The 12,731-nt window shown below is 62.2% G+C and carries 9 protein-coding genes; 4 read left to right on the top strand and 5 right to left on the bottom strand.

All coding sequences use genetic code 11. The features are described 5' to 3' along the window. Positions 1-201: 201 nt before the first annotated feature. From B348_RS0119275 to B348_RS0119285, 3 genes are all read right to left on the bottom strand, one after another. Positions 202-1,101 (bottom strand): hydroxymethylglutaryl-CoA lyase, encoded by a 900-nt coding sequence (locus B348_RS0119275; protein WP_026136908.1) that lies wholly within the window; start codon positions 1,099-1,101, stop codon positions 202-204. Between the two features lie 16 nt (positions 1,102-1,117). After that, the gene (locus B348_RS0119280; protein ID WP_017737716.1) at positions 1,118-1,510 is read right to left on the bottom strand and encodes a MerR family DNA-binding transcriptional regulator; all 393 of its coding nucleotides are present in this window, start codon (positions 1,508-1,510) and stop codon (positions 1,118-1,120) included. Between the two features lie 105 nt (positions 1,511-1,615). After that, complete coding sequence (locus B348_RS0119285; RefSeq protein ID WP_017737717.1) at positions 1,616-2,551, bottom strand: LysR family transcriptional regulator; 936 nt, start codon at positions 2,549-2,551, stop codon at positions 1,616-1,618. 152 nt (positions 2,552-2,703) lie between these two features. On the opposite strand from B348_RS0119285, the gene B348_RS0119290 reads away from it, so the two are divergent. Further along, positions 2,704-3,933 carry an acyl-CoA dehydrogenase gene (locus tag B348_RS0119290; RefSeq protein WP_017737718.1) on the top strand — a complete coding sequence of 410 codons (1,230 nt, stop codon included), beginning with the start codon at positions 2,704-2,706 and terminating at the stop codon, positions 3,931-3,933. A 120-nt stretch (positions 3,934-4,053) separates the two neighbouring features. Here the strand turns inward: B348_RS0119290 and B348_RS0119295 are convergent, their stop codons facing one another. Both B348_RS0119295 and xthA read right to left on the bottom strand, forming a co-directional pair. Continuing rightward, complete coding sequence (locus tag B348_RS0119295) at positions 4,054-5,385, bottom strand: substrate-binding domain-containing protein (protein ID WP_017737719.1); 1,332 nt, start codon at positions 5,383-5,385, stop codon at positions 4,054-4,056. Positions 5,386-5,584: 199 nt separating this feature from the next. Beyond that, entirely contained in the window at positions 5,585-6,397 is an 813-nt protein-coding gene (gene xthA, locus B348_RS0119300; RefSeq protein WP_017737720.1) for an exodeoxyribonuclease III, read from the bottom strand. A 170-nt stretch (positions 6,398-6,567) separates the two neighbouring features. Between xthA and B348_RS0119305 the strand changes: the two genes are divergently transcribed. From B348_RS0119305 to B348_RS0119315, 3 genes are all read left to right on the top strand, one after another. Beyond that, positions 6,568-7,218 (top strand): N-acetyltransferase, encoded by a 651-nt coding sequence (locus B348_RS0119305; protein ID WP_017737721.1) that lies wholly within the window; start codon positions 6,568-6,570, stop codon positions 7,216-7,218. A 64-nt stretch (positions 7,219-7,282) separates the two neighbouring features. After that, positions 7,283-9,010 (top strand): autotransporter assembly complex family protein, encoded by a 1,728-nt coding sequence (locus B348_RS0119310; RefSeq protein ID WP_026136909.1) that lies wholly within the window; start codon positions 7,283-7,285, stop codon positions 9,008-9,010. Then, complete coding sequence (locus B348_RS0119315; protein ID WP_017737723.1) at positions 9,010-12,675, top strand: translocation/assembly module TamB domain-containing protein; 3,666 nt, start codon at positions 9,010-9,012, stop codon at positions 12,673-12,675. Before B348_RS0119310 ends, B348_RS0119315 begins: the two co-directional genes overlap by 1 nt. Positions 12,676-12,731 lie beyond the last annotated feature (56 nt).

The raw sequence follows: 12,731 nt of genomic DNA on the forward strand, positions 1-12,731 counted from the left end.
CGTCTTATTTTTATTAGGTTTGGCGCTTTTTATTCTTGTTATGCCATAGAGATAGCAGAAGCCGTGCCAACTTTTAAAAGTCCTTTAAAATCAATGGTTTGATTTTTGTGTAGGTAATTGCCTACGGCAAATGAGACAAAATATGTTCCCGTGTTACTCGATGTGTAGGCGGGCGGTAACACATTGTCACGGCTATGCTACTCAACCGGCGTTACGCGCCTTGGCCACACGTGATCCTGTCGGCCGACCGAGCACGCAGCTGATTTGCTCGCCCGCGCGGATCAATGCTTCCAGGTCGATACCGGTCTCGATGCCCAGGCCATTGAGCAGGTACAGCACATCTTCGGTGGCGACGTTACCGCTGGCGCCTTTGGCATAGGGGCAGCCGCCGAGACCCGCGATAGAGCTGTCGAACACGTTGATCCCCTCCAGCAGGCTGGCGTAGATATTCGCCACGGCCTGGCCGTAGGTGTCGTGGAAGTGCCCCGCGAGCTTGTCCCGCGGCACCTGCGCACCGACCACCTCGAACAGCCGCCGTGTCGCGCCCGCCGTGCCGGTGCCGATGGTGTCGCCCAGGGACACTTCATAGCAGCCCATGGCATACAGCTCCCGCGCCACCGCCGCCACCTGCTCCGGGGCGACCTGGCCTTCGTAGGGGCAACCCAGTACACAGGACACATACCCACGCACACTGATCCCCTGTTGTTTCGCCGCTGCCATGATCGGCGCAAAGCGTTCCAGGCTTTCGCTGATGGAGCAGTTGATATTGCGCTGGGAAAACGCCTCGGACGCCGCCGCAAACACCGCGACCTCCTTGACCCCGGCAGCCAACGCATCTTCAAAACCGCGCAGGTTCGGCGCCAGAGCGCCGTAGGTCACCCCCGGCTTGCGCTGGATCTGCGCGAACACCTCGGCCGACCCGGCCATCTGTGGCACCCATTTGGGCGAGACAAAACTGCCGACTTCGATATAGCTCAAGCCGGCCGCACTGAGGGCGTCCACCAACTGGACCTTGTCGGCCACGCTGATGGGCTGGGCTTCGTTCTGCAAACCGTCGCGCGGGCCGACTTCCACCAGGCGCACATGGGAGGGGAGAGACATGGCAGCTACCTTCTGATCAATGGCCAACCTGGCTCATGGTGTGGGCCAGGGCCTGGGTGCAGCGCTCTTCGGCGGTGTCCAGTTCCAGTTTCATCTGTTCGATATCCAGCAACTGTTGCTCAAGTTGCTCACGGCGTTCGGCGATTTTGCTGAGCATGCTGTTGAGTTGGATGTGGTTGCCGCTGGTGGGATCGTAGAGTTCGATCAGCTCACGGCATTCGGCCAGGGAAAAGCCGATGCGCTTGCCGCGCAGGATCAGCTTGAGGCTGACCTTGTCCCGCGCCGAGTAGATGCGCTCCTGGCCCCGGCGCTCCGGGGCCAGCAGGCCTTGTTCTTCGTAGAAGCGAATGGCGCGGGTGGTGATGTCGAGCTCGCGGGCGAGGTCGGAGATGCTGTAGGTGGTGCTCATGCTAGTGCCCGAGAAGATGTCTTGGGCGCTAAGCTAATGTCAGGTTGACGTTAACGTCAAGGGCTGCTGCGCAGCCCATCGGGGGCAAGCCCCCTCCCACACAGGTCAAGCTTGCTTGCCATCCAACTTCTTCTCATGCGCCGTGACCTGCTGGCACAACTCAATCATCTGCTCACGCATCCACCGGTTCGCCGGGTCCTGGTCGGTGCTTTCGTGCCAGTACAGGTGGGTTTCCACCGGCGGCACGTCGTTGACCGGCAGGTTGAACCAGTGCAGTTCATGGCGGCGGGCAAAACGCTCGGGCACGGTCATTACCATGTCGGTCTGCTGCAACACTTGCGAGGCCATCAGGTAGTGCTGGGAGCGCAGGGCGATCTTGCGTTGCAGGCCCATCTTGCCCAGCGCCAGGTCCACATGGCCCAAGCCGTTGCGGCGGCTGGAGATATGAATGTGGGTCAGCCCCAGGTAATCATCCAGCGTCAGTTTGTCCTTGCCCGCCAGCGGATGGCCCTTGCGCATGGCGCACACGTAGCGGTCTTCCATCAGCTTGACGTGGCGCACCTGCGGGTCGGTGTTGAGCGGCGCATCCACGGCAAAGTCCAGGCGCCCGGCGGCCAGTTCCTTGGTGGTCTCACGGCGCTTGGACAGGAAACTTTCGATCACCACCGTCGGCGCCAGGCGGCGCAGGCGCTGGAACAGCGCTGGCAAGATCACCGCTTCCGTGAGGTCGGTCATGCTGATGCGATAGGTCTTCGCCGCCTGCTGCGGGTTGAAGATGCGGCTTTCCTGCACCGACACCCGCAGCAACGACAACGCATTGCGCACCGGGCCGATGATGTTCTGCGCCATCGGCGTAGGCACCATGCCTTGGGCGGTGCGCACGAACAGCGGGTCGTTGAAGGTTTCGCGCAGCCGCGCCAACGCGTTGGACACCGCCGGCTGGGTGATGCCGACAATCTGCCCGGCGCGGGTCAGGTTGGCTTCGGTGTAGATCGCGTCAAAGACGATAAACAGGTTGAGGTCGACCTTGCTCAGATTCATGTGCGATGCGCTCTTATTGTTAGGTGGCGATAGGCCGATCATATATCGGTGATGAATGTTAATACACGCCGAGAATAGGCTAGGTAAATTATCAACGCTGTTCTAGCATCGATTGCATGACCTAAACAACCTCTCAGAGAAGGGAGCTGCTCATGGATTTCGCCTATTCGCCCAAGGTTCAGGAACTGCGTGAACGCGTCACCGCGTTTATGGACACATACGTCTACCCGGCCGAGCCGGTGTTCGAACGCCAGGTCAATGAAGGTGACCGCTGGCAGCCCACCGCGATCATGGAAGAGCTGAAGGCCAAGGCCAAAGCCGAAGGCCTGTGGAACCTGTTCCTGCCGGAATCCGAGCTGGGTGCCGGCCTGACCAACCTCGAATACGCGCCATTGGCAGAAATCATGGGCCGCTCGCTGCTGGGCCCGGAGCCGTTCAACTGCTCCGCCCCCGACACTGGCAACATGGAAGTACTGGTGCGCTACGCCAACGCCGAGCAGAAACAGCGCTGGCTTGAGCCGCTGCTGCGCGGTGAGATCCGTTCCGCGTTCGCCATGACCGAACCGGACGTCGCGTCCTCCGACGCCACCAACATGGCCGCCCGCGCCGAGCGCCAGGGCGACGAGTGGGTGATCAACGGCAAGAAATGGTGGACCTCCGGCGCCTGCGACCCGCGCTGCAAGATCCTGATCTTCATGGGCCTGAGCAACCCCGACGCACCGCGCCACCAGCAGCACTCGATGATCCTGGTGCCGGTGGATACCCCCGGGGTAAAAATCGTACGTCCGCTGCCAGTATTCGGCTACGACGACGCACCGCACGGCCACGCCGAAGTGTTCTTCGACAACGTCCGTGTACCGTACGAAAACGTCCTGCTCGGCGAAGGCCGCGGCTTTGAAATCGCCCAGGGCCGCCTTGGCCCGGGCCGTATCCACCACTGCATGCGCTCCATCGGCATGGCCGAACGTGCGCTGGAACTGATGTGCAAACGCGCCGTCAGCCGTACCGCGTTCGGCAAGCCACTGGCCCGTCTGGGCGGCAATATCGACAAGATCGCTGACTCGCGCATGGAGATCGACATGGCGCGCCTGCTGACCCTGAAAGCGGCGTACATGATGGACACCGTGGGCAACAAAGTGGCGAAAAGCGAAATCGCCCAGATCAAGGTCGTCGCGCCGAACGTGGCGTTGAAGGTGATCGACCGCGCGATCCAGATCCACGGCGGCGCCGGGGTGTCCAACGACTTCCCGCTGGCCTACATGTACGCCATGCAACGCACCCTGCGCCTGGCCGATGGCCCGGACGAAGTACACCGGGCGGCGATTGGCAAGTTTGAGATTGGCAAGTATGTGCCTCGGGAGTTGATGCGTAGCGGGCAGTAACACCGCGTCGCCTGCATCGCGGGCAAGCCCGCTCCCACATTTTGAATGTGTTCACAAATCAAAGTGTGGGAGCGGGCTTGCCCGCGATGAGGCCAGTCGCCACAACCCAACCCCCAAGCCTCAATACACCCAAACCTCCACCCGCCGATTCTTGATCCTGCCCTCATCCGCCGTATTCGCCGCCACCGGCATCTGCGCACCAAACCCGCGAATATCCCTCAGCACCACACCGCTCTTGACCAACTCGCGCCGCACCGCCATGCCGCGCAATTTCGACAACAAAGCCGCCCGCTGCGGGTCATCCTTGGCATCGCCAAACCCCACCAACGTGACCTGCCGATCGAGCTTGTCGTGGCCTTTCAGATACGCCACCACCCGTTGCAAATCCTGACGGGCCTTGTTGTCGAGGCTGGCACTGCCTTCTTCGAAGCGAAAATTCACGGTCAAACGCTGGGCCTCGCGGGCGATGGCCTGGTAGTCCTCAGGCATCGACGAACGTGGTTCCACCGCCATCGCCTGCACCTGCTGCGCGATAAACCCGCTGGCCGCGACAATCGCCTGGCCCTTGCTGCTCTGGGTAAAGTCCACCAGCGCCTTGGCCCACGGGTTGTGGCTGGACGGCGGCAGGTAGAAAAACAACCGCCGCGACAGCGGGTAATCTTCGGTGGCAATCAAGCTGTTCAACGGCAGCATCGGCTGCGAATCACCGTCGACAATCGCCACCGCCTTGGCCTGGCGCACGTAGGGCAGGCCGATAAAACCAATGCCTTGCGGGTCCTGGCTGACCGCATCTGACAACGCTTCGCTGGACTCGAAGCGTTTGGCCGTCGCCGCCAGCGGTTTGCCGCGCAGGCGTAGCACCAGTTCCTTGAAGGTGTCGTAGGTGCCGGATTGGTCATCGCGCGCATATAAGTGAATGTCCCCGCCGGCACCGCCCAGGGCTTCCCAGGTGCTGACCTCGCCATTGAAGATCTGCGCCAGTTGTTCGGTGTTCAGGGTGGTCAACGGGTTTTGCGGGTTGAGGATGATGGCGAGGCCATCGATGGCGATCACTTGTTCGGCCTCAGGGCTTTTCAAATCGCCGAGGGGTTCGAGGTCTACCAGTTCACTGTCTTTGATCGGGCGGGAGGACGCCGCCAGGTCGGCAGAGGATTTTTTCAACGCGGTGAAACCGGTGCTGGAACCATGGGCGGCGACTTCGATGCTGACGATCTTGCCCTGGCGCGTCTTGCCGACCACGCGCTGTTCGTTGGCGCCTTGTGCCGGTTCGCTGTGTACCGCCTGCAAACCCTGATGCTCCAGCAGCCCCTTGACCAGCGCCGGCCCGAGCGCCGCGCCAATGGTGTTGGAACCCTGGATGCGCAATGCAGGGCCTTGATCGGGAACGGGCAGGGAGGCAGCAACGGCGGACAGGGGAAACAGGACCAGCAGGAACAGAACGCGCAGCCTCATGCCGGCACCTTCTCAAGCCAAAGGGAGTGCCGCGAGAATAAGTCAGTAAGGTTTCAGCAATATGACTGATGCTCAGCAGATCAAAATGTGGGAGCGGGCTTGCCCGCGATAGCGGTGTATCAGCCAAGTATCTGGTGACTGACCCACTGCAATCGCGGGCAAGCCCGCTCCCACAGTTTTGATTGGGTAGAACCTGGGATCAGCTCAGCTCAAGCCAGATCGGCGCATGATCAGACGGCTTTTCCAACCCCCGCAATTCATAATCCACCCCCGCATCCTTGACCCGTGGCAGCAAGCCATTGGACGCCAAAATCACGTCAATCCGCAGCCCACGCTTGGGCTCGTCCTCAAACCCACGGCTGCGGTAGTCAAACCAGCTGAAACGGTCGGCCACGTCCGGGTTCAGGTGGCGGAAGCTGTCCACCAGGCCCCAGTTCTTCAGGCGTGCCATCCACTCGCGCTCTTCCGGCAGGAAGCTGCACTTGCCGGTTTTCAGCCAGCGCTTGGCGTTGTCGGCGCCGATGCCGATGTCGATGTCTTCCGGGGAGATGTTGATATCGCCCATCACCACCACCGGCTGGTCATTGCTGAACTGGCTTTCCAGCAACTGTTGCAGGTCTTCGTAGAAGCGCTTCTTCGCCGGGAACTTGGTCGGATGGTCGCGGCTTTCACCTTGTGGGAAATAGCCGTTCATGATGGTGATCGGGTTACCGTTTTCGTCGGCGAACGTGCCCCAGATAAAGCGACGCTGGGCGTCTTCTTCATCGCTGGCGAAACCCTTGTGCAGGCTCAACGCCGGTTGGCGCGAGAGCAGGGCGACGCCGTAGTGGCCTTTTTGCCCGTGGTAGTACACGTGATAGCCAAGGGCCTGCACTTCGGCCAGGGGGAACTGGTCGTCGTGGACCTTGGTTTCTTGCAGGCCGATCACGTCCGGTTGGTGCTTCTCGATCAGTGCCGCCAGCTGATGAGGGCGGGCGCGCAGCCCGTTGATATTGAAGGAGACGATTTTCATGGTCGGCAGTCCAGTCTTGGCAAAAGGGCGATGCTAGCCGACAAGTCGGACGGGGGCCAGCGTGGCGGTAGGGCACTTGCACTGCTAATGTCTGGGAACGACTGGAGTCGCGTAGGTTCGTACCCATAAGAACGCCATCCTTTTCAGTGGCGCCCAGGGAGATCAACTGTATGCCGGACACGTCCACTGCCACCGCCGAAATCCGCCTGCTCAACAGCGGCTATTCCCGCGAGGCCCGCTCCCTGTTGTATCAGGCCTATCGGCATGAGCCGACGTTCGCCTACATCTTCGAGGCCGAACGCCCAGGTTATGAACAACGTGTGCGCGCCACTGTGCGTGAACTGGTCAAGCAGCATTTCTTCCAGAAACTTCCCGCCATTGGCCTGTTCGTCAACGACCGCCTGATCGGCATCGCCCTGATTGCGCCGCCGCAACGCCGCCTGGGGATTACCGAGAGCTGGGCCTGGCAACTGCGCATGTGGCTGAGCACCGGCGTGCGTGGTACCCGGCGTTACCTGGACTACCATCACGCGGTGCTGGCGTGCCTGCCCGGTGAGGCGGTGCACATGCTGCCGCTGCTGGGCATTCACCCGCAGTTCCAGGGCAAACACTACGGTGAGCAACTGCTGGAGGCGGTGCACAACTGGTGTGCCGAAGACCCGCATTCGTCCGGCGTGGTCTTGGACACGGGGAATTCTCGCTATCTGGAATTCTATAAATGCCAGGGCTACGAGGAGATCGGTGAAGTCGCCGTAGGACCGATCCTGGAGCATGTGTTTTTCCACGCCAATCCACAGCGGTTACATGCTGCAACGCCTTGATCCAGAATTATTCAGATAAATCCGGGTTCAAAGAATCTCCCCGGCTCGTGTAGCATCCCCGCCTATGAAGTTTCCAGGAAGATGTACCAGCGGCTTGATTCTGCTGTTCACAAGCTGCGGCGCCTTGGCGCAAAGCGAACTGGACGTGCGGATCAAACCCTCAAACGACGCGTTGAAAGCCAACATCGAAGGCTATATCGGCGGGGTGGGCGATCGTGATGAAGAAGCGTTGCTGCGGTTCAGCCGTGGCGCCGAGGAGCAGGCGCGCAAAGCGGCCCAGGCCCTGGGCTTCTATCAGCCACAGATCGACAGTGACGTGAAGGGCGGCAAGAACCCGCGCCTGATCCTCACCATCGACCCCGGCGAGCCGGTGCATTTGCGCAACGTGACCATTCGGGTGGACGGCCAGGCCGCCAACCTCAAGGCGTTTCGCGTGCCCACCAGCGACGACCTCAAATCCGGCGCCGTGCTCAACCACGGCCATTACGAAGACGCCAAGCGTCTGATCCAGAACCAGGCCTCGCGCTACGGCTTTTTCAGCGGGCGCTTTACCAGCCAAAAGCTGGCGGTGGACCCGCAGGCGGGCGTCGCCGATATCGAACTGATCTACGACAGCGGCCCGCGCTACACCTTGGGCCAGGTCAACTTCAAGGGCGACACGCCGTTTGATGACGAACTGCTGCAACGCATGGTGCCGTTCAAAAGTGGCGCGCCCTACGACTCCGAACTGATCGCCGAACTCAACCAGAACCTGCAAGCCAGCGGTTTTTTCGAAGGCGTGCGCGTGGACGCCGCGCCCGCCGCTTCAACCAACGATGTGATCCCGGTGGCCGTGCAACTGCAAACCCGCAAGCCGCGCACCATGGGCCTGGGCCTGGGCTACTCGACCGACGTCGGCCCGCGCGGCAAGGCCAACTGGACCCGGCACTGGGTCAACCCGCAGGGCCACAGTTATGGCTGGGAGGCCGAACTGTCGGCGCCGCGCCAGAACGTCGGCCTGTGGTACGACGTGCCGCTGGACCCACCGCTTACCGACAAATTGCGTTTCGCCGGCGGTTACCAGAACGAAGAACTGGCCAACACCGACACCCTGAGCAAATTGCTCACCCTCGGCCCCGAATGGCACAGCAAGTTGCCCAGCGGCTGGACCCGGGTGATCTCGCTCAAATACCAACGCGAAGAATATCGCCTGGGCAACGACTCCGGCCTCAGTAACCTGGTGATGCCGGGCATCAGCTATTCCTACCTGCGCAGCGACAACCGCATCGACCCGCATAACGGCTACCGCCTGCAATTTGATTCCAAGGTGGCCAAGGAGGGCCTCGGCTCCGACACCAACCTGCTTTACGGCACGGCCATGGTCAAAGGCCTGACCACCTTGTGGGACAACCACCGCTTCCTCGCCCGCGCCCAGGTGGGCGGCAGTGCCACCAATGGCTACAAATCGGTGCCGCCGTCGCTGCGTTTCTTTGCCGGTGGCGACCAGAGCGTGCGCGGCTACGAGTACCAGACCCTGTCACCCGAGAACGACCGGGGTGACCGCATTGGTGGCCGCTACATGGTGGCCCTCAGCGCCGAGTATCAATATTCCATCGCCGAGAAATGGCGGATCGCAACGTTCATCGACCAGGGCAACTCGTTTAACACTCTGGAAATGCCCAGCTTGAAGACCGGCGTGGGCGTCGGTATCCGCTGGGTTTCGCCGGTGGGGCCGATCCGCCTCGACCTGGCCCATGCCCTCGAAGATCCGGGCGGCGTTCGATTGCACTTTTCCATGGGGCCTGAGTTGTGATGCGTGGTGTGAAAATAGCGGGGCTGGCCGTGGTGGCGATCCTCGCCGGGCTGGTGCTGGCATTGTGGGCGGTACTCGGCACCCAGGCGGGCAGCCGCTGGGCCTTGGGCCGTGTGTCGGGCTTGAGCGTGGAGAATTTCCAGGGGCATTTGGGTGGGCGCTGGAGCGCCGATCACCTGCTGTGGCAACAGGACAGCAGCCGCGTCGAGCTGAAGGCACCGACATTGGATTGGTCGCCCGCGTGCCTGTTGCGCATGACCTTGTGCGTCAACCAACTGGACGTGGAGCAGGTCAGCCTGCAATTTCCACCCAGCACCGAGGAGAGCAGCGGGCCGATCCAATTGCCCGAGTTGAAACTGCCGGTGGCGATCCAGCTGGGCGACGTTCGCGTCGGCAGCCTGCTGTTCAACGGCAGCGAAGAACTCAAGGGCCTGCAACTCGCCGCGCACTGGACCGCCGCCGGCATGCAGATCGATTCAGTGCACCTGCAACGCGACGATCTGGTCCTGGACCTGGCGGGCCTGCTGCAACCTACTGGCGACTGGCCATTGAGCGCCACCGGTGACCTGAGCCTGCCTTACGCGCCAGGCGGCGCGCCGTGGACGGTCGCGTTGAAAGTCGATGGCGACCTGCTCAAGACCCTCAAACTCGACGCCGACAGCAACGGCTACCTGCCCGCCAAGCTCAAAGGCGAGCTGCAACCCCTGGCGGACAACCTCCCGGCCGAACTGCACATCACCGCCGATGGCTTCAAAGCCAGCGCCGACCTGCCCGACACCCTGCAACTCAATCAACTGGACCTCACGGCCAAAGGCGACCTGAAAAGCGGTTACCAACTGCTGGGCAAGGCCGTGCTGCCTGCGGAAAAAGGTCCGGTGGACCTGCTGCTGCAAGGCCGGGTCGATGCCAAGGGCGCGCAGATTGCCGGCCTGGACCTGACCGCAAGCGATAAACAAAGCCTCAAGCTCACGGCCCAATTGGATTGGCAGCAAGGCTTCAGTGCCGACGCCAAGATCGCTTGGCTGGACTTTCCCTGGCACCGTCTGTATCCGCTGATCGACGAGCCGCAGGTGGCGTTGCGTACCTTCAATGGCGAGATTTCCTATAAAGACGGCAACTACCTGGGCAACCTCAAGGCCGATCTCGACGGCCCGGCCGGCAAGTTCAACGTGGTCACGCCGTTCAGTGGCGACCTCAAGCAAATCTTCCTGCCCGAGCTGAAACTCACCGCCGGCCAGGGCAAGGCCGAAGGCCACCTGAATGTGCAGTTCGCCGATGGCATCGCCTGGGACACCGCGCTGGACCTGTCGGCGCTGAACCCGGCGTACTGGGTCGCGGAACTGCCCGGCACCCTTGCCGGGCCGCTGCGCAGCAAGGGCGAATTGAAGAACGAGCAACTCAAGCTGAACGCCGACCTCGACCTCAAGGGCCGCCTGCGCGGGCAAACCGCTGTGCTTGCGGCCAAGGCCGAAGGTGCCGGCGAACAATGGACCCTGGCCAACCTCGACATCCGCCTGGGCGACAACCGCATCAACGGCAGTGGCAGCCTGCAACAACGCCTGGCCGGGCAGATCGATATCAAGCTGGCGCGCCTGGCCCAGCTGTGGCCGCAGTTGCGCGGGCAAATCAATGGCCGTCTCGACGTCGCCGGCAGCCTCAAGGCGCCCCAAGGCAAGCTCGGCCTCAAGGGCCAGCAACTGGCGTTTGCCGACAATCGCCTGCAAAGCCTGAACCTCGACGCCACGCTGGACAGCGCCCAGCGCGCGAAGATCGACCTCAAGGGCAGCGGCATTCAAACCGGTGACACCCAGGTCGGCACCCTGACCGCCAGCGCCCAGGGCGATATCAAGAACCAGAAAGTCCAACTGGACCTGGCCGGCCCGCTGCTCAAGCTCGCCCTGGCATTGGACGGCAATCTCGACAAAGGCAACTGGCGCGGGCGCCTGGCCAGTGGCGATGTGCAAGCCGGTGGCCAGGACTGGAAGCTGCAAGCCCCGGCGAAAATCGACTACATGGCCGACGGCAAGCTGACGTTCTCTGCGCACTGCTGGGTGTCCGGCCCCGCCAGCCTGTGTGGTGAAGACCAGCGCCTGATGCCCGAGCCGAAGCTGCGTTACCACCTCAAGCAATTCCCCATCGACAGCCTGGCGGCGTTTCTGCCCAAGGACTTCGCATGGCAAGGCAAGCTCAACGCCGACCTGCAACTGGACCTGCCCAGCAGCGGCCCCAAAGGCGTGGTTGCAGTGGACGCCAGCGGCGGCACCTTGCGCGTCAAGGACAAGGACCAGTGGCTGGATTTCCCGTATGACACCCTGAAGCTGGAAACCACCCTCAACCCCAAGCGCATCGACACCCAGCTGAACTTCCGTGGCGGCAAACTCGGCGAGCTGATGGTGCAGGCGCAGATCAACCCGCTGCCGAAGAACAAACCGATGACCGGCAATTTCAGCCTGGTCGGCCTCGACCTCGCCGTGGCGCGGCCGTTTGTGCCGATGGTGGAAACCCTCAGCGGCAAGCTCAATGGCAACGGGCGCATCAGCGGCGGCCTGCTGGCACCGCTGGTCAACGGCAATATCAACCTGGTGGGCGGCGAGATCTCCGGGCCTGAACTGCCCATCAGCCTCGAAGGCCTCAACGTGCAGGCGCTGATTGCCGGCGAGAGCGTGCAGCTCAACGGTGGCTGGCGCAGCGGCAAGGCCGGGCAGGGCAGTCTCAAGGGCCAGATCGACTGGGGCCGCGCCTTGGCGGTGGACCTCAGCCTGCAAGGCGCGCAACTGCCGGTCACGGTGGAACCCTATGCCGTGCTGGAAGTGGCGCCCGACCTGAAGATCAGCCTCAAGGACGACAAGCTGGCCATCGCCGGCAAGGTGCAGATCCCCCGTGGCGACATCACCGTGCGAGAGCTGCCACCGTCCACCGTGAAGGTGTCGGATGACACGGTGATCGTCGGCAGCCAGACCGAAGAGGGCAAACCGGCGATGGCCATGGACATCGATGTGGTGGTGGGCGAGGACAAGCTCAACTTCTCGGGCTTCGGCCTCACCGCCAAGGTGCAGGGCCATGTGCACATCGGCGACAACCTCGACACCCGTGGCGAGCTGTGGCTCAACGACGGCCGCTACCGCGCCTACGGCCAGAAGCTCGACGTACGCCGCGCGCGCCTGTTGTTCGCCGGCCCCCTGGACCAGCCGTACCTGGACATCGAAGCGATCCGCAAGACCGACGACATCATCGCCGGTATCCGCCTGAGCGGCAGCGCCGAACAACCCACCACGCAAATCTTCTCCGAACCGGCCATGAGCCAGGAGCAGGCGTTGTCCTACCTGGTGCTGGGGCGTCCGCTGACCACCACCGGCGAAGACAACAATATGCTCGCCCAAGCCGCACTGGGTCTGGGCTTGATGGGCAGCGCCGGGGTCACGTCGGACCTGGCGAAGAACCTGGGTATCCAGGACTTTGAACTCGACACCCAAGGCAGCGGCACGACCACGGCAGTGGTGGCCAGCGGCAAGATCACCGAGAAACTCAGCCTGCGTTACGGGGTGGGGGTGTTTGAACCGGCGAGCACGATTGCGCTGCGGTATCTGTTGAGCAAGAAGGTGTATCTGGAAGTGGCGAGTGGCGTGGCCAGCTCGTTGGACATCTTCTACAAACGCGACTTCTAAGCCTTATGCAGTAAAAAATGTGGGAGCTGGCTTGCCTGCGATAGCGGTGTATCAGT

Origin of the sequence: Pseudomonas sp. CBZ-4, assembly GCF_000346755.1 — a bacterium.
GTDB lineage: Bacteria > Pseudomonadota > Gammaproteobacteria > Pseudomonadales > Pseudomonadaceae > Aquipseudomonas.

Excerpts from the sequence above, each read along its gene's own strand:
- B348_RS0119275 (WP_026136908.1), bottom strand. The coding sequence starts at position 1,101 with ATGTCTCTCCCCTCCCATGTGCGCCTGGTGGAAGTCGGCCCGCGCGAC.
- B348_RS0119280 (WP_017737716.1), bottom strand. The coding sequence starts at position 1,510 with ATGAGCACCACCTACAGCATCTCCGACCTCGCCCGCGAGCTCGACATC.
- B348_RS0119285 (WP_017737717.1), bottom strand. The coding sequence starts at position 2,551 with ATGAATCTGAGCAAGGTCGACCTCAACCTGTTTATCGTCTTTGACGCG.
- B348_RS0119290 (WP_017737718.1), top strand. The coding sequence starts at position 2,704 with ATGGATTTCGCCTATTCGCCCAAGGTTCAGGAACTGCGTGAACGCGTC.
- B348_RS0119295 (WP_017737719.1), bottom strand. The coding sequence starts at position 5,385 with ATGAGGCTGCGCGTTCTGTTCCTGCTGGTCCTGTTTCCCCTGTCCGCC.
- xthA (WP_017737720.1), bottom strand. The coding sequence starts at position 6,397 with ATGAAAATCGTCTCCTTCAATATCAACGGGCTGCGCGCCCGCCCTCAT.
- B348_RS0119305 (WP_017737721.1), top strand. The coding sequence starts at position 6,568 with ATGCCGGACACGTCCACTGCCACCGCCGAAATCCGCCTGCTCAACAGC.
- B348_RS0119310 (WP_026136909.1), top strand. The coding sequence starts at position 7,283 with ATGAAGTTTCCAGGAAGATGTACCAGCGGCTTGATTCTGCTGTTCACA.
- B348_RS0119315 (WP_017737723.1), top strand. The coding sequence starts at position 9,010 with ATGCGTGGTGTGAAAATAGCGGGGCTGGCCGTGGTGGCGATCCTCGCC.